This is a genomic window from Amycolatopsis sp. NPDC051071 (genome assembly GCF_040682875.1).
GTDB lineage: Bacteria > Actinomycetota > Actinomycetes > Mycobacteriales > Pseudonocardiaceae > Amycolatopsis.
Genome location: NZ_JBFBBY010000090.1, coordinates 1 through 15,269, shown reverse-complemented (window position 1 = coordinate 15,269; position 15,269 = coordinate 1). Strand labels below are relative to the sequence as shown.

Genomic DNA, 15,269 nt, shown 5'->3' with positions numbered 1-15,269 from the left:
GGGCCGTTTCAGGTCGAGGGTGCGCGGAACGTGCTGACCTTGAACGTCGGCGGATCCTTCATGACCGTCGTCACGATGGTCGTCGCCCGCTGAACCCACCGGCCGCGCCGGGCCGCCCCGGCCAGCGCCCCGGTCGTCGTCGCGCCGAGGAAGACGACGGCGGCGACGCCGGTCTCGGGGGAGAACTGCAACTCGCCGAGCGTCCCGACGGTGAATCCTGAATGGACACCCCAGGCGATCGCTGCCGTCCCGGCCGCGGCGGCCGCGCGGGTCACAGCTCCGGTGACGAACACGACGAAACCCAGTGCCGCCAAGGAAATACCGGGATGTCGCGGCGAACCCAGCAGACCGGCGAGCGAGGCCGCGCCGACGATGGCCACGCAACCGAACGGGAAACCGAAGCACTCGGGATTCCTCATACACAGAGAGAACTCCGCGTCACCGGTCATGTCGCGAGCGTGAACGGGTTTTCTACGCGGCCGCCGGACTTCTTGACGAAATCCTGACGCCTGACGCCTTAGGCCTTACGCGCGTGCTCGATGATCGCGGCGGCGATCGTGGGCCACAGCTGCCGCGGCAATTCGTGCCCCATACCGGGGAGCAGCAGCAACTCGGCACCCGGGATCGCTTCCGCGGTCGCCTTGCCGCCGCTGACGTTGATCAGCGGATCGCTTTCGCCGTGGATGACGAGTGTCGGAACGCGGACCTCGAGCAGTTTCGCCGTGCGATCGCCGGACGCGACGACGGCGGCGGCCTGCCGCAGGGTGCCCGCCGGATGATTCGCCCGGTCGTAGTTGCGGGTGGCTTTCATCCGGAGGAACTCCTCGTCGGACGGATGCCCCGGCGAACCCACCAGCCTGAACCACGCGACGCCGTCCTCGATCGCCTGCTCACGGGTGGTGGCGGGCGGCCGCGTCAGCCCGGCCAGCGCCGCCGGTTCCGGATTCCCGACCGAAGGATCCCCGGTGGTCGACATGATCGATGTGAGGCTGAGCAGCCGATCCGGCGAGTCGATCGCGAGCTGCTGCGCGATCATCCCGCCCAGCGACGCGCCGACGACGTGCGCGCGCCCGGCACCGAGCGCGTCGACCAGCCCGGTGACGTCGGACGCGAGATCGGACAGCGTGTACGGCACCGACGTCAGGTCTCCCGCCGCGAGCGCGGCGAGGTCCGGTACCGGAAGGTCGTCCAGATAGGTCGAGAGGCCGATGTCGCGGTTGTCGAACCGGACGACGTGGAAACCGCCATCGGCGAGCAGTCCGCAGAAGCCGGTCTCCCAGGTGACCATCTGGGCGCCGAGCCCCATGACCAGGACGATCGGCGGATTCTCGGGAGAGCCGAAGGTGTCGTACTCGAGTTCGAGGCCGTTCACGCGGGCACGGGGCATGCCGCCAATCCTGCCGGAAGCCCCCGCTATTGGACCACCTGACTGCGGATACGGTAGCCCGTATGCCGACTTTCTCCGAAGACGCGGGTTCCCGGCCACGGTCGCGCGCGGCTTCCGGACGGCCGGCGGTCACCAAGGACCGGATCGTCGACGCCGCACTGGAGCTTTCGGCGGAGTCCGGCCTGGAGAACTGGACGCTGCGGCAGCTCGCGGCCGCGGTCGACGCCTACCCCGCGGTGGTCTACCACCACGTCGGCGACCGGGACGCCGTCGTCGTCGCGGTACTCGACCGCGTGGTCGGACGGCTGACCTTGCCCGACGTGACGCTGCCGTGGCGGGCGTGGTTCGGCGAGTTCCTGCCGACCGTGCGGACGGTGCTGCGCGGCTATCCCGGTTCGGCGCGACGGTTGGCCCTGTTCGGGCCGTCGGTCGTGGCCGCCGTGCCGACCATGGACGCCGGTATCGGCCGTCTGCTCGCGGCCGGATTCGGCGGCGAGGCCCCGTTCGCCTACAACCTGCTGCTCGCCACCGCCTGCCAGTTCGTCGCGATGGAGGACGACCGCGAGAGCGCGATGGCGTTGCAACTCGAGCGGTCCGAAGGCTACGCGGCGTACCGCGACCGCGAGGACCTGCCGGGGATGGCGGCGCTGGGTGAGTCGATCGCGGCGCTGGTCGTCGATCCCGACCTCGCGGCCGGCTACTACGAACGGCTCTACGCCTACGCTGTCGAACGCTGTCTCGACGGGCTGGAGCATCGCCTCGCCCAGCTGGGTGAGGCGGGAACCCGCCTTCGAAGTTCGACAGGTCCGTAACAGCGACTCGGCGTAGTGTGGAGGGATACCGGTGGTCCGCCGCCGGTCGGAGAGGCCCCTGGCACCAACCTCCCCCTCGCGGTGCCGGGGGCTTCTCCGGTACTTGCCGTCAGTGCCGTCAGTGCCGTCAGTACTGCCAGAGCTGTCAGCGCTGTCAGTGCCGCGGTGCGGCGCGCTGGATCTCGGGAAAGACCTCACCGACCAAGGTGACCAGTGACTTGCTGAGCAGCGTGTGCACTTGTTCGCGATTGAGCGCACCACGCACGAGCCATTCACGGCCCGCCGCCTTGACCATCCCGCCGAACGCGCGGACCAGCGCGTTCAACACCTGGCCGTGCTCGCTCTCGCGGGACAGCCCGACCGCTTCGAGGACGCGATCCGCCGATTCCCGATCGGCTTCTTCGAGGATCTGCTCGACTTCGAGGTCCCGGCCGATGCCCTCCGGCGCGATCGCGGCCAGCCACATCTTCTCCTGGCTGGTGACCATGTCCAGGAACCAGTCGATGGCGACGTCGGCGCGGAGTTCGAGCGGGCCCTCGGGGAGGATCTCGACGGCGAGACGCGGCACGGTCAGCGCCCGCCGGATGATCTCCAGATACAGTTCCCGCTTCGTGCCGAAGTAGTGGTTGATCAGGCCTCTCGCCACCCCGGCCTCGGCCGCGATGTCCGATGTGGACACTTCCGAATAGGGCCGGTCCCCAAAAAGCCGGGCAGCGCAGGCGAAGATCTGCTCCTTACGCTCGTCCGGTTCCAGTCTTCGCCATCTCGGTGCCGGCTCCGTGCTCATACGTCGTATCTTCCCACGGTCGATTCAGCCTGGCCGGACGGTCGCTCCGGCCCCTTTCACCAGCCAAAACGCTGTGACATTCAAAAGCAAAGTGTCAGTTAATCCGGCGTGTACCGTCTGTTGGCCCGTTGGTCTTTACCGTCTTCATTCAGGTGGCATGCCGTGCGCGCTGTCGGGGCGCGTTTGCCTCCTACCGGCCCGGCCTGGCGAGTAACCCCCCCTAGCTCGCCAGGCCCGGGCCTTCTTACGGCGCCGGGCGCTCGGCGGGCAAGAGCAGCGTGAACGTCGTCGGTGACGGGCTGGTCAGCCGCAGCCGCCCGCCTTCCGCCTCGGCAAGGCTCCGCGCCAGCCGCAGCCCGATCCCGTTGCCTTCCCGCTCTTCGGTCTCTTCCCTGGTCACGAACGGATCGTGCCCGTCCGCGATGACGCCTTCGTCACTCACGTCGATGGCCAGCGCGTCCCCGGCGTCGCGGGCGAGGACGCTCACCGTGCCGCGCCCGTGTGCCGCCGCGTTGTCCAGCAGGACGGCGAGCACCTGCCGTACGGCCGCGTCCGCCGCCCTCGCCGGCAGCGCCTCGCGGCCGCTGATCCGCAATGCCCTGCCGCGTCCGGCGAGCAGGCCGTGCCAGGTCTGCCGGACCTCCTCGAAAAGTTTCCCCAGGTCGAGCAGGGCACGCGGGGCCCTGGTCTGCTTGGCCAGCGCCAGCAGGTCGTCGATGGTGCGTTCCAGCCTGTCGGCCGAGACGATGCCGTCGCGGATCGTCGCGTAGGGATCGCGATCCGGGCTTTCCAGCGCCGCCTCCAGTTGCAGCCGCAGCCCGGTCAGCGGGGTCCGCAGCTGGTGGGAGGCGTCGGAGGAGAAGGTCCGCTCGCGTTCCAGTGTCTCGCCGATACGGGCCGAGGTGACGTCGAGTGCCTCGGCGACCTGGTCGATCTCGGGGACGCCGGTGCGGCGCGTGCGTACGGTGAAATCGCCCTCGCCGAGGCGTTCGGCGGTGTCGGCCAGATCCTCCAGCGGCCGCGCGAGCCGGGTGGCGATCCGGCGTCCGATCAGCCAGCTCGTCCCGATCGCGACGACGCCGAGACCGGCCATCTTCAGCCAGGTCAGCCAGATCCGCCGGTCCAGTTCGATTCTCGGATGGGCGGCGCGGATCACCCCCACCAGCGAGGCGCCGCTGAGCACCGGGATGGTGAGGACCACCTCGTCGCCGAGCGTCCCGATCGCCATGTCGGTTTGGTGCGCCTGGCGCACGAGGTCGTCGGCGGTCGCCGGGCCGTCGCCTGCCAGCAGCCTGCCGGTCGGGGTGTAGACGGCGATCTTGATGCCGCGGATCCGGCGCTCGTCCTCGTCGGGCTTCGCCGGTTTGAGTTCCGGGACGCGGCCGTTGGCGAGGTCGCCGGTCACGTCGAGGGCGACGGTGTCGGCGGCCCGTTCGAGGTCGTGGGCCGACGCGCCCTCGTGGAACTTGGCGACCGCGAGGGCCAGTGGCACCCCGAAGAGGGTGATCGCCAGCACCGCGGCCAGCACGGTGAGGGACACGATCCGGCGGCGCACGGTCGACAGTGTGGCCGACCGGGGCGAGGATCACCCGCCCGACACGATTTTTTGCCGTCCGTTGACCTGGGATCAAGGCGATGTTGACCCCGTTCGCTTTACCTTGGGGCCATGCGCCGACGTGCCGCCGTCATGGCAGGCCCGGGGCCCGGATCCGTCCCCCTCGTCCGGTACGCCGTCCCGGGCGAGTGTGTGGCCGTGCTGCCCTCCGGAGGCGGTGATCTCCCCGCCGGTGGCCCCGGGGTCGGAGTGCTGCTCAGACGCGGGAACCTCTTCGGGCACCTCACCGTCGAGCAGAACGTGCTGCTGGCGGGAAGGCTCGCCACCCGCCGTACCCCGGAAAACGTCGCAGGCCTGCTGGAACTGACCGGGCTGGCCGGGCGTGGCGACGCGTATCCGGGCACACTGTCGATCATGGAAGGCGCACGGGCCGGGGTCGCCGTCGCCCTCGCCGGCACGCCGGAGGTCGTCGTCGCCGACGAACCGGCGGGCGAACTCGACGGCCTCGCCGCCCTCGAACTCATGGACCTGCTGCGCGCGGTCGCGTGCCGGGGGACGGCCGTCGTCGTGGCGACCCGTGATCCCGGCATCGCGGCGGCCGCGCACCGGATCGTGAGAGTGGCGTGACGGTACCGTTGGTCCGCACGAACGAACTGGCGCACACCTATGGCACCGGACTGACCGCGGTGGTGGCGGTGCACGGCGTCAGCTGCGAGATCGCCGCGGAGACCCGGGCGGTGGTGACCGGCCGGGCCGGGACAGGGAAGACGACGCTGCTGCATCTGCTCGCCGGGATGAAGAAGCCGACGGCAGGCACGATCGACTGGCCCGCGTTCGCGCCGTCGCCGCCGGGACCCGACCTGATCGGGCTGGTGCTGCAGGACGGCGGCCTGCTGCGTGATCTCGACGTCCGGCTCAACGTCGCCCTGCCACTGGTCCTCGCCGGCCGGACCGGCACCGCCGTCCGTGACGCCGTCGACAACGCACTGGAGCTGGTCGGGCTCGCCGGTCTCGCGAAGAAGGCGCCGCGTGATCTGACCGGGGAGCAGATCCGGCTGGCCATTCTCGCCAGGGCACTCGCACCCGCCCCGAAACTGATCCTCGCCGACGACCCGGCCGGCTGGCTGGACCGGCCTGCCGGGGAGCGGCTGCTGGGCAGGCTCGTGCACGCGGCGGACCGGCTGGCCGCCGGGTTGCTGGTCGCCACCGCCGAGCCCGCCCCGGACGGGTTGTTCGGCGACCGCTGGACGATGGTGGACGGGAAGCTGGTGCGGGACCTGTGATGGCCGGAATGTCCGGGCTGGCCGGGATGGCGCTGTGGGTCGGCGGGATCGCGCGAGTGCGCCCCGCCCGGCTCGGGGTGCCCGCGGCCGGGGTCGCGATCGTGGTTTTGCTGCTCGCGGTGCACGGCTGGGTGGGGCTCCCGGCGCCGCCGTGGGTTCCGGCGACGGTGCTCGTCGTGCTGATCACCGCCCCGTCGGACCGCTCGCTGCGTACGGATCAGGACCTGTTGCGTGCCCGCGGCGCGACCGGCGGGCAGGTGCTCGGGCTGGCCTCGGCCGAAGCCGCGGTCGCCGGGCTGGCGGGTGGCGTCCTCGGGATCCTGCTGTCGCTGGCGACCGGTTTCCTGATCCAGCCCGGCGTTTCTCTCGGCCGGGAAATCGTTCTCCTGCTGGCCGCGGGGCTGCTCGTCGCGGCACTCACCGTCCTGCCACCGGTGCTGCGCGAGTGGTATTTCGAACCCGGCGAAGACGGGCCGCCATGGTGGTCGCCCTACGGCGTCGACTTCGCCCTGCTCGCACTCGCGTTCTTCTGGCCGCTGCTCGGCTGGGCCGGCGGCACGATGCTGCTGTGGCGGCTGGTGGAGCTGGGACTGCGCAAGGGAAAACGGTTCATCGGCGGGGTGCTCAGGCCGCTCGTGTCCGGGCTCGCCGGTGTGCTCGCGTTGTCCATTTCGTGGCGGAGCGCGCTGCTGGCGCGTTCGGTGGTGCTGGTCGCGCTGGCGGTGGCGTTCTCGATCTCGACCGCGCTCACCAAGGACGGCTGCGGCGCGGCCAAGATGGACCTGGCGGCGTCCCTCGTCCTCGCGGCCGCCTCGGCGGGGCCGTCGTTCGGGCTGGCGCTCAACGAACGCCGCCGCGACCTGCTGATCGTGAGTACCCTCGGCGGGAAACGCCGTCAGGTGGCCACGTTCATCGCGGGTGACGCGTTGATCGTCGGCGGCGGGGGACTGGTCGCCGGACATCTGCTGGGGGTCCTGTTCGTCCTCTTCACCCCCATGGAGTGGGACGCCTTCCCGCATACGTACTTCGGGCTGCTCGCGGCGGTGGTGATCGTGTCGTGTGTGGTGGCGTCTGCGCGGATCGCGCAACTCGCCGCCCGTGACGAGGTCTCCGACCTCCGCGACTACTGAGCCTCGAAGGGCTGTTCCAGGCGGTAGCCGTGGCCCCGCAGGGTGGAAATCCGGGGTGCCTGCTCGGGAGACGGCGAACACTCGGTCAGTTTCCGCCGCAGCGCGGCGATGTGGACGTCGAGGGTTTTCGTGGAGCCGTACCAGTGCGCGTCCCACACCTCCGACATCAGGGTGTCCCGGCTGACCGCGACACCCGGCTGTTCGGCCAGCCGGGCGAGCAGATCGAACTCCTTGGCCCGCAACGGGATCTCCCGGCCGCCGATGCTGACCCGGCGACCGGCGGTGTCCACCCGCAGATGCCCGATGGCGATCGCCGGCCTGCTCTCCGGCGGGGCCGTCCCACGCCGCAGATGCGCCCGCACCCTGGCGAGGAGCTCGCCGAGGCGGATGGGTTTGGTGAGGTAGTCGTCGGCCCCCGCCTCCAGGCCCACGACGACGTCCATTTCCTCCTGCCGGGCGGTGAGGATGACCAGGACGGCGCCGGGGAGCGCGGCACGCAGCCGTCGGCAGACCTCGACGCCGTCCAGATCCGGCAGGCCGAGATCGAGCAGGACGAAGTCGATGTCGTCGGCCGCCGCGGCGGCGAGCGCGGTGCGGCCGTCGCGCTGCCAGGAGACTTCGTAACCGTGGAGGCGGAGGGTCGATTCGAGGACGCCGCCGATCGCGTCGTCGTCTTCCACCACCAGCAGTTTCGGCATGCGGGGGAGCTTAACCGTTGAACACTGTTCTTTCCGGCCAAGACGTTACGAACGCCACCTCTTCTGTAACAGGGCGCTAACGGTTTCCTGTGCGCCTCCGGCTGTATGTCCATAAAGGACAGAGCGTTACGGCGGTCTAGGCGCACACCCTCCGTGTTACTGAACGGACCGTTCATTCCTTGGGTTTTCCGCTTCGGCCCACTACCCGTGCCTGCCGCGAGGCCTGCCACCCACAACCTGTGGCCTAGGCGATAGCAAAGGTCCCTTGCTCTTTTCGTGATCCCGCGCTTCGCGTGTTAGGCGTAGGTGAACTGGTCGAGGTAGTGGCCGTTGCCTAGCGAGCTGTCACCGGACCTTGTGGCGCGACCGTGTGGATTTCGACGCGTCAGATGACCCGAAATCCACACGGTGCGGCGCGAAAGGACCGGTCAGGCGCCTCCGGTCGGGCGCCCCGTGAGCCTGCGTCGAGGCTCAGGCGAGGGAGCATCGCGCCGGCACGGAAGCCACCAGGGCGGCGGCCGCCCCTGACCTTCGTCAGGAAACGTGGTCCCGGTAGGCCTTGACGGTCTCCGCGAGCACCTCGCCGCCGGGACGGCGCCACAGGTCGGCGTCGAACACCTCGACCTCGATCGGCCCGGTGTAGCCCGCCGCCTCGACGCACGCCTTCAGATGCCGGTGGTCGATCGGGCCGTCACCGGGCAGCGCGCGGCCGAGCAGAGTGTCGGTCAGCGGCACTTTCTGGTCGCAGACATGGAATCCGGCGATCCGTCCTGCCGACGCCGCGATCGACTCCTCGATCCGCGGGTCCCACCACACGTGGAACTCGTCGACGATCACGCCGACCTGCTCGGCGGGGTGCTCCAGCGCGATCACCAGCGCCTGGTCCACAGTGGACAGCACAGACCGCTCGGCGCACTGCATAGGGTGCAGGGGCTCCAGGCCGAGCCGGACCCCGCGTTCCCCGGCGTAGGGCGCCAGCTCGCCGACCGCGTCGGCGACCCGCTGCCTCGACGTCGCGAGGTCGCCGTGCACGCCGCCGACGACCAGGACGAGGACGCCCGCACCCAGCGCGGCGGCTTCGTCGATCGCCTCCCGGGTCTGCGCGACACCGTCCACAGGGGACCCTTCCGGGGTGACCCCGGTGAAGAAACCACCGCGGCACAGCGAGGAGACGCCGACGTCGTACTCCTTGAGCAGCCGGGCCGTCTCGTCGACGCCGGTCTCGGCGACCTTGTCCCGCCACAGGCCGATCCAGCGGACACCCGCCTCGGCGCAGCCCGCGACCGCTTCGGGCAGCGACCAGGCCTTGGTGGTGATCTGGTTCAGGCTCAACCGGTCCATCAGGACACCCCCGCCGCGGCCAGCAGCGGCCGCATCCGTGCCACGGCGAGTTCCGGATCCGTGAGCGCTCCGGCGGCGTCCGCCAGGCGCAGCAGTTCGGCCAGATGCGTGATCGACCGCGCCGACTCGCGGCCCGCGACCATGCGGAAGTGGTCCTGATGCCCGTTCAGGTAGGCGAGGAAGACGACGCCGGTCTTGTAGTTCCTGGTGGGTGCGCGGAAGATCGCCCGGCTGAGTGCCACCGTCGGGTCCAGCAGGCCGCGGAATCCGGCGGTGTCGCCGTCGTCGAGCCGTGCGAGCGCGGCGCCGGCGACCTGGGCGATGGCGTCGAAAATGCCCAGGAGTGCTTCGCTGTGGCCCTGGTCGTCCCCGGCGATCAGCTCCGGGTAGTTGAAGTCGTCACCGGTGTAGCACTTGACGCCTTCGGGCAGCGCCCGGCGGAACTCGGTCTCGATCGACGCGTCGAGCACCGACACCTTCACCCCCGCGATCGCGCCCGCGTGGCCGGCGCAGAGCCTGCCCAGTTCCTTGGCGGCTTCGCGGACATCGGCGTGTCCCCAGTAGCCGGCGAGCGAGGGATCGAACTGCTCGCCCAGCCAGTGCAGCAAGACCGGGTGGTCCGCGCCGGAAAGCAGTTTCCCGTACGCCGCGTGGTAATCCTCCGGCCTGGACGCCGAAGCGGCCAGTGCCCGGCTCGCCATCACGACCGGGATCGCCCCGGCCTCGCCGACCAGATCGAGTTGCTCGCGCCACGCGTCCACAATGGACTCGGGTGTCGCGGCGCCGCCGGGAAGCTGGTCGGTGCCGACACCCGCCACCCAAGGCCGTCCGGCGGCGAGTGCGCCGGTGCGCCGGATGAGCTCCTTCGTGGTGTCCCAGTCCAGGCCCATCCCGCGCTGCGCGGTGTCCATCGCCTCGGCGACGCCGAGACCGCAAGACCACAGGTGCTCGCGGAAGGCCAGCGTCGTCTCCCAGTCCAGGACCGCGCCTTCTTCGGGATCGGCGGCGGCGAGTGGGTCGGCGACCACGTGTGCGGCCGCGTAGGCGATCCGGGAGGACGGCGGCGACGCGGGTTTGGCGGGCGTTTCCGCCCCCCGCGGCGTCCACTCCGCCAGTCCGCCGTCGGCGGTGGGCAGGGCGATCAAGGTCATCGAGTCTCCGTGGCGCGTGCGTGAGAAAGCGCTTTCTCGGCCCACGGTAAGTCACCGCGCGGGCCACACACAAGGGTCTCAGCGAGCGGGGGCGGCGGTGCTGGAACGCAGGACGACCTCGCCGGACAGGCGCACCACGCGCGCCCGGGTGCCGGGTGAGGCCTTGAGTGCCAGGTCCATGGCCCGTTCGCCCAGTTTCTCCAGCGGCAGCGCGACCGTGCTCAGCGCCGGCGTGAGATCGCGCACTACCGGGATGTCGTCGAAACCCGCGATCGACATCTCGCCGGGTACGGAGACCCCCGCGTCACGCAGCGCGGCCATCGCGCCGATCGCCATCACGTCGGTCACCGCGAATACGCACGTCGGCCGGTGCTTCTTGGGCCGGGCGAGGATCTTCTCCATCGCCTCGTAGCCGCCGTCACGGGTGAACGCCGCCTCGACGACGTCGTCCTCCGCGAGTTCGACGTCGTTCTCCAGCAGTTCCGCCGCGAAACCGCCGAGCCTGTCGACGACGGTCGTCAGCTCGCGCGGCCCGGCGAGGACGGCGAAGCGCCGGTGCCCGAGGTCCAGCAGCGCTTTCGCCAATTCGGCGCCGCCACCGCGATTGTCCGGCTGGACGGTGTCCACTTTGAGTCCCCGGTGTCTGCTGACCGCGGCGACCTGCCCGCCGCCGCGCCGGTACGGCTCGAGTTCGGCGGCCATCGCCTTTTCCCACGCCTTGTCCTCGAAGGCGGAACCGATCAGCAGGATGGCCGACGCGCGCTGGGCACGCAGCGTCGAGACGTAGGCGACCTCCTTCGCCGGGTCGCGGAACGTGCTCGCGAGCATCACCAGAAGGTCGTTCTCACTCGCCACGCGCATGACCCCACCCGCGATGGCGGCGAAATACGGGTCGCCGACGTCGTGGCAGATCACTCCCACGGTGGGCTGTGAGCCACCGGCCAGAGCCTGAGCGTGAGCATTGGGGGTGTAGGAGAGCTCGGCGGCCGCGGCGATCACCCGTTCGCGGAGATCTCCCCGGACGGTGGCGGTGCCGTTGAGTACGCGGGACGCTGTCGCGAGTGACACGTCCGCGGTGCGCGCGACATCTTCCAGCGTCACGTGGGGGCGAGCCTTCATCGAACCTCCATGCTGGTGTTTGGGGCATAGTGGCGGACATGCTCGGCCTTTACCCGGAAATCGAACCTTACGTCCAAGGGATGTTGCCCGTCGGTGACGGCAATGAGATCTATTGGGAGGAATGCGGCGATCCCGGGGGCAAACCCGTGATCTTCCTGCACGGTGGCCCCGGCAGCGGAGCAGGCCAGAGACACCGCAGACTCTTCGACCCCGGGCGATATCGGATCGTCCTTTTCGATCAGCGGGGCTGCGGCCGCAGCACGCCGCACTGTGCCACGCCGGACGCGGATCTTTCGGTCAACACGACCTGGCACCTCGTCGAGGACATCGAGCGGTTGCGCGAGCATCTCGGTATCGAACACTGGATGGTCTTCGGCGGTTCATGGGGGAGCGTCCTCGGGCTGGCGTACGCGGAAACGCATCCGGACCGGACGACGGAACTCGTCCTGCGCGGCGTCGCCACGTTGCGGGTCAAGGAACTGCAATGGCTTTTCGGCGGGGGAGCGGCCTTCCTCTTCCCCGAGGCGTGGTCCCGATTCCTGGACCCGGTGCCGTATTCGCGTCGCCAGGAGAACCTGATCGAGGTTTACCACGAACTGCTGCACCATCCGGATCCCGCGGTGCACGGCCCGGCCGCGATGGCGTGGAGCCGGTGGGAGGGCGAAACGGTCAAACTGCGTCCGCAGGACGAAGTGATCGAGGCGTTCTCCGATCCGACGTTCGCCCTCGCGATCGCGAGGATCGAGAACCACTATTTCCGGCACGGCGGCTGGCTGGCCGAAGATCAGCTCTTCCGCGACGCCGGGAAGCTCCAGGGCATTCCGTGCGTTCTGGTCCAGGGGCGCTACGACGTGGTCACCCCGGCCATCACCGCTTGGGAACTCAGCCGGCTCCTGCCCGGCGCGGAATTGGTGATGGTCGGCGACTCGGGCCACGCGTTCGACGAACCCGGCACCCTGCACGAGTTGATCAGCGCGACCGATCGATTCGCGTCAGACTGGCAGGGCGCGGCTACCGGTCAGGACTGAGGAGAGGATCGCAGACATGCTTTTCGGTGACGAGCACGTCCGTCGCTACGAGGAGACCGATGGCGAGGTGGGACACGACTGGGAGAAGGGCGCGCCCTGTCTCGTCCTCACCACCAAGGGCCGTAAGAGCGGCGAGGATCGCAAGTCCGCGCTGATCTACCAGTTCGACGACGCGAACAACCCGGTGATCGTGGCTTCCAAGGGTGGCGCGCCGGAACACCCGGGCTGGTACCAGAACCTGCTGGCGAACCCCGAGGTCAAGGCCCAGGTCAAGGCGGACAAGTTCACCGCGCGGGCGCGGACCGTCGAAGGTGAGGAGCGCGCGAAGCTCTGGGATCAACTGGCCGCGGTGTGGCCGGACTACAACGACTACGCGGAGAAGACCGACCGCGAGATCCCCGTGGTGGTCCTCGAACGCGTGTGATCCGTGCCGCGTTAGTGCGGGGAATCAGCCGAACCTGAGCGGGTTCGGCTACGAATTACCTCCATGGCGCTGAGACCCCGTGATCGCTGGACCGCACTGACACCCGTTTCGGGTGACTTGCTGAGCTTTCGCCAGATGATCGCCTTCGGCCGGCGCTTCGCCCGCGCCGGCCGGGGGTTCTGGTTCAGCCTCGCGATCAACGTCGTCTGGCCGTTCCTGGTGCTGTTCACCCGGTTCCGGGTGCGCGGCGGGGAGCACCTGCCGTCGTCGGGCGGGGTGCTGGTGGCGTCGAACCACCTCTCGTTCGCCGATCCGACGACGGTGACGGCGTACTGCCTCGCACACGGCCGCGTGCCGCGGTACCTGGCCAAGGCGAGCCTGTGGGACGCGCCGGTCGTCGGTTCGGTGATGCGCTCGGGCAAGCACATCCCGGTCTACCGGGGCGCGGCCACGGCGTCGGACGCGTACCGCGACGCCGTCGGCGCCGTCCGTGCGGGTGAATGCGTCGTGATCTTCCCCGAGGCGACCTTCACCGATCACCCGGACGGGTGGCCCATGCGCGGCAAGACCGGGATCGCGCGGATCGCGCTGGAGACCGGCGTCCCGGTGATCCCGCTGGCGAACTGGGGCACGCACCACCTGCTGCCGTCCGGCGCCGTCCTGCCACGCGGCCTCCCGCGCAAGACGGTGGACCTCGTCGCGGGTCCGCCGGTCGATCTTTCGGACCTCGAAACGCCCTCGCCGTCGCGTGAGGTGCTGGAAGAGGCGACCAAGCGGATCATGACCGCGGTGACCGAACTCCTGGCGGGGATCCGGGGCTCGCGGCCGCCCGCCTGAGCGAGGATTCTCACCCTTCGGACCGGCCCGGTGAAGGGTAGGTTTCGAGGTATGAGTGCACACTATGACGTCGTGGTCCTGGGGGCCGGTGTCGGCGGGTACGTGGCGGCGATCCGGGCGTCGCAACTGGGGCTGAGCGCGGCCGTCGTGGAGGAGAAATATTGGGGCGGGGTCTGCCTCAACGTCGGCTGCATCCCCTCGAAGGCCCTGCTGCGCAACGCCGAACTCGCGCATATCGTGACCAAGGAAGCGAAATCCTTCGGCATCAAGATCGACGGTGAGGTCACCTTCGACTATCAGGCCGCCTTCGACCGCAGCCGCAAGGTCGCCGACGGTCGCGTCAAGGGCGTGCACTACCTGATGAAGAAGAACAAGATCACCGAGTACGACGGGCACGGCACTTTCCTCGACGCCAACACCGTCGAGGTCAACGGCGAGCGGATCACCTTCGACCACTGCGTGATCGCCACCGGCGCGACCGCGCGCCTGCTGCCGGGCACCACACGCGGTGAGCGCGTGGTCACCTACGAGCAGCAGATCATGGAAAACGAACTGCCGGAGAGCATCATCATCGCCGGCGCGGGCGCGATCGGCGTCGAATTCGCCTACGTGCTGCACAACTACGGTGTGAAGGTCACCATCGTCGAATACCTCGACCGCATGGTCCCGCTCGAAGACGCCGAAGTCTCCGCCGAACTCGCGCGCCGCTACCGCAAACTCGGCATCGAGGTGCTGACCTCCACCAAGGTCGAGACCATCGACGACACCGGTGAGAACGTACTCGTGACCGTGTCCAAGAACGGCGAGCAACGCGTTCTGGAAGCGGACAAGGTGTTGCAGGCCATCGGTTTCCAGCCGCGGGTCGAGGGATACGGCCTCGACAAGACCGGCGTGGAACTGACTGACCGCGGTGCGATCGCCATCGACTCACGAGGCCGCACCAACGTCCCGCACATCTTCGCGATCGGCGACGTCACCGCGAAACTGATGCTCGCGCACGCCTCGGAATCCATGGGCGTCGTCGCCGCCGAAACCATCGCGGGCGCCGAGACCATGGAACTCGACTTCGTCATGATCCCGCGCGCGACCTACTGCCAGCCGCAGATCGCCAGCTTCGGCTGGACCGAAGAACAGGCCCGCGAAAAAGGCTTCGACGTCCAGGTGGCGAAGTTCCCCTTCTCCGCCAACGGAAAAGCGCACGGCCTCGGCGAAGCTGTCGGCTTCGTGAAGATCCTGAGCGACGCTTCGCACGGGGAGCTGTTGGGGGCGCACCTGATCGGCCCCGAGGTGACCGAACTGCTGCCGGAGCTGACTCTGGCACAGCAATGGGACCTGACGGTGCACGAAATCTCGCGAAACGTGCACGCTCACCCGACCCTCGGGGAAGCCGTGAAGGAAGCCATCCACGGGCTGGCAGGCCACATGATCAACATGTAAGCCCTCGTGAGTGGTTTGGGTCGTTAGGGCCAAGAGTGTCTTAGGTGCCTACTGGATTCAATTGCGGGGCTGATCGCGGGCCCGGTCCGTGAAGGCTTCCTTGCCTACCCTGAAGGTAGTAAAGGGGCCTTCGCTACCTTCACACCTTCCCGAAGTACATGAAGGCCCCCTTCCTGTACCTAGGCGCAAGGAAGGGGGCCTTCATGTACTTGAGGCGAGCACGCGGGCGCGGTACCGAGCGGGTCGGGTCTCGTGAGTGTTTTGGGTCGTTAGAACGACC

Annotated in this window: 16 protein-coding genes; 8 read left to right on the top strand and 8 right to left on the bottom strand. The window is 69.2% G+C overall.

Annotated features, from left to right (window positions below):
- Positions 1-8: 8 nt before the first annotated feature.
- Positions 9-419: a hypothetical protein gene (locus AB0M65_RS25945; protein ID WP_364032539.1), complete on the bottom strand. Its 411-nt coding sequence runs from the start codon at positions 417-419 to the stop codon at positions 9-11.
- Positions 420-517: 98 nt separating this feature from the next.
- Positions 518-1,387, bottom strand: coding sequence for an alpha/beta fold hydrolase (locus AB0M65_RS25940; RefSeq protein ID WP_364032537.1), 870 nt, complete (start codon positions 1,385-1,387; stop codon positions 518-520).
- Positions 1,388-1,449: 62 nt separating this feature from the next.
- Between AB0M65_RS25940 and AB0M65_RS25935 the strand changes: the two genes are divergently transcribed.
- On the top strand, positions 1,450-2,199 hold the full coding sequence (locus tag AB0M65_RS25935; RefSeq protein ID WP_364032534.1) for a TetR family transcriptional regulator: 750 nt from the start codon (positions 1,450-1,452) through the stop codon (positions 2,197-2,199).
- Between the two features lie 154 nt (positions 2,200-2,353).
- Here AB0M65_RS25935 and AB0M65_RS25930 read toward each other — a convergent pair whose 3' ends face one another.
- Complete coding sequence (locus AB0M65_RS25930; protein ID WP_364032531.1) at positions 2,354-2,986, bottom strand: TetR/AcrR family transcriptional regulator; 633 nt, start codon at positions 2,984-2,986, stop codon at positions 2,354-2,356.
- Positions 2,987-3,230: 244 nt separating this feature from the next.
- Complete coding sequence (locus AB0M65_RS25925; protein ID WP_364032528.1) at positions 3,231-4,541, bottom strand: HAMP domain-containing sensor histidine kinase; 1,311 nt, start codon at positions 4,539-4,541, stop codon at positions 3,231-3,233.
- Positions 4,542-4,652: 111 nt separating this feature from the next.
- Between AB0M65_RS25925 and AB0M65_RS25920 the strand changes: the two genes are divergently transcribed.
- Genes AB0M65_RS25920 through AB0M65_RS25910 form a run of 3 tightly spaced genes read left to right on the top strand, consistent with a single transcriptional unit; the run spans position 4,653 to position 6,954 of the window.
- On the top strand, positions 4,653-5,168 hold the full coding sequence (locus AB0M65_RS25920; protein WP_364032525.1) for a lipoprotein ABC transporter ATP-binding protein: 516 nt from the start codon (positions 4,653-4,655) through the stop codon (positions 5,166-5,168).
- Positions 5,165-5,824 carry an ATP-binding cassette domain-containing protein gene (locus AB0M65_RS25915; RefSeq protein ID WP_364032522.1) on the top strand — a complete coding sequence of 220 codons (660 nt, stop codon included), beginning with the start codon at positions 5,165-5,167 and terminating at the stop codon, positions 5,822-5,824. Before AB0M65_RS25920 ends, AB0M65_RS25915 begins: the two co-directional genes overlap by 4 nt.
- A complete protein-coding gene (locus AB0M65_RS25910) occupies positions 5,824-6,954 on the top strand; it encodes an FtsX-like permease family protein (protein ID WP_364032519.1) in 1,131 nt (376 codons plus the stop codon). The genes AB0M65_RS25915 and AB0M65_RS25910 overlap by 1 nt, the downstream gene beginning before the upstream one ends.
- On the opposite strand, the gene AB0M65_RS25905 is transcribed toward AB0M65_RS25910, so the two are convergent.
- The 4 genes from AB0M65_RS25905 to AB0M65_RS25890 form a co-directional block, all read right to left on the bottom strand.
- Positions 6,948-7,652: a response regulator transcription factor gene (locus tag AB0M65_RS25905; protein WP_364032516.1), complete on the bottom strand. Its 705-nt coding sequence runs from the start codon at positions 7,650-7,652 to the stop codon at positions 6,948-6,950. The genes AB0M65_RS25910 and AB0M65_RS25905 overlap by 7 nt on opposite strands.
- 534 nt (positions 7,653-8,186) lie before the next feature.
- The gene (locus AB0M65_RS25900) at positions 8,187-8,993 is read right to left on the bottom strand and encodes a sugar phosphate isomerase/epimerase family protein (protein ID WP_364032513.1); all 807 of its coding nucleotides are present in this window, start codon (positions 8,991-8,993) and stop codon (positions 8,187-8,189) included.
- A complete protein-coding gene (locus AB0M65_RS25895) occupies positions 8,993-10,144 on the bottom strand; it encodes a dihydrodipicolinate synthase family protein (RefSeq protein WP_364032510.1) in 1,152 nt (383 codons plus the stop codon). The genes AB0M65_RS25900 and AB0M65_RS25895 overlap by 1 nt, the downstream gene beginning before the upstream one ends.
- A gap of 78 nt (positions 10,145-10,222) precedes the next feature.
- Positions 10,223-11,263, bottom strand: a complete 1,041-nt coding sequence (locus AB0M65_RS25890; protein ID WP_364032507.1) for a LacI family DNA-binding transcriptional regulator — start codon at positions 11,261-11,263, stop codon at positions 10,223-10,225.
- A 38-nt stretch (positions 11,264-11,301) separates the two neighbouring features.
- On the opposite strand from AB0M65_RS25890, the gene pip reads away from it, so the two are divergent.
- The 4 genes from pip to lpdA all read left to right on the top strand — a co-directional run bounded on the left by pip (position 11,302) and on the right by lpdA (position 14,989).
- A complete protein-coding gene (pip, locus tag AB0M65_RS25885) occupies positions 11,302-12,291 on the top strand; it encodes a prolyl aminopeptidase (RefSeq protein WP_364032504.1) in 990 nt (329 codons plus the stop codon).
- A 16-nt stretch (positions 12,292-12,307) separates the two neighbouring features.
- A complete protein-coding gene (locus tag AB0M65_RS25880) occupies positions 12,308-12,715 on the top strand; it encodes a nitroreductase family deazaflavin-dependent oxidoreductase (protein WP_364032501.1) in 408 nt (135 codons plus the stop codon).
- A 63-nt stretch (positions 12,716-12,778) separates the two neighbouring features.
- Positions 12,779-13,552, top strand: a complete 774-nt coding sequence (locus AB0M65_RS25875) for a lysophospholipid acyltransferase family protein (RefSeq protein ID WP_364032498.1) — start codon at positions 12,779-12,781, stop codon at positions 13,550-13,552.
- 51 nt (positions 13,553-13,603) lie between these two features.
- A complete protein-coding gene (lpdA, locus tag AB0M65_RS25870) occupies positions 13,604-14,989 on the top strand; it encodes a dihydrolipoyl dehydrogenase (RefSeq protein ID WP_364032495.1) in 1,386 nt (461 codons plus the stop codon).
- Positions 14,990-15,269: the final 280 nt, after the last annotated feature.

Excerpts from the sequence above, each read along its gene's own strand:
- AB0M65_RS25945 (WP_364032539.1), bottom strand. The coding sequence starts at position 419 with ATGAGGAATCCCGAGTGCTTCGGTTTCCCGTTCGGTTGCGTGGCCATC.
- AB0M65_RS25940 (WP_364032537.1), bottom strand. The coding sequence starts at position 1,387 with ATGCCCCGTGCCCGCGTGAACGGCCTCGAACTCGAGTACGACACCTTC.
- AB0M65_RS25935 (WP_364032534.1), top strand. The coding sequence starts at position 1,450 with ATGCCGACTTTCTCCGAAGACGCGGGTTCCCGGCCACGGTCGCGCGCG.
- AB0M65_RS25930 (WP_364032531.1), bottom strand. The coding sequence starts at position 2,986 with ATGAGCACGGAGCCGGCACCGAGATGGCGAAGACTGGAACCGGACGAG.
- AB0M65_RS25920 (WP_364032525.1), top strand. The coding sequence starts at position 4,653 with ATGCGCCGACGTGCCGCCGTCATGGCAGGCCCGGGGCCCGGATCCGTC.
- AB0M65_RS25910 (WP_364032519.1), top strand. The coding sequence starts at position 5,824 with ATGGCCGGAATGTCCGGGCTGGCCGGGATGGCGCTGTGGGTCGGCGGG.
- AB0M65_RS25905 (WP_364032516.1), bottom strand. The coding sequence starts at position 7,652 with ATGCCGAAACTGCTGGTGGTGGAAGACGACGACGCGATCGGCGGCGTC.
- AB0M65_RS25900 (WP_364032513.1), bottom strand. The coding sequence starts at position 8,993 with ATGGACCGGTTGAGCCTGAACCAGATCACCACCAAGGCCTGGTCGCTG.
- AB0M65_RS25895 (WP_364032510.1), bottom strand. The coding sequence starts at position 10,144 with ATGACCTTGATCGCCCTGCCCACCGCCGACGGCGGACTGGCGGAGTGG.
- AB0M65_RS25890 (WP_364032507.1), bottom strand. The coding sequence starts at position 11,263 with ATGAAGGCTCGCCCCCACGTGACGCTGGAAGATGTCGCGCGCACCGCG.
- pip (WP_364032504.1), top strand. The coding sequence starts at position 11,302 with ATGCTCGGCCTTTACCCGGAAATCGAACCTTACGTCCAAGGGATGTTG.
- AB0M65_RS25880 (WP_364032501.1), top strand. The coding sequence starts at position 12,308 with ATGCTTTTCGGTGACGAGCACGTCCGTCGCTACGAGGAGACCGATGGC.
- AB0M65_RS25875 (WP_364032498.1), top strand. The coding sequence starts at position 12,779 with ATGGCGCTGAGACCCCGTGATCGCTGGACCGCACTGACACCCGTTTCG.
- lpdA (WP_364032495.1), top strand. The coding sequence starts at position 13,604 with ATGAGTGCACACTATGACGTCGTGGTCCTGGGGGCCGGTGTCGGCGGG.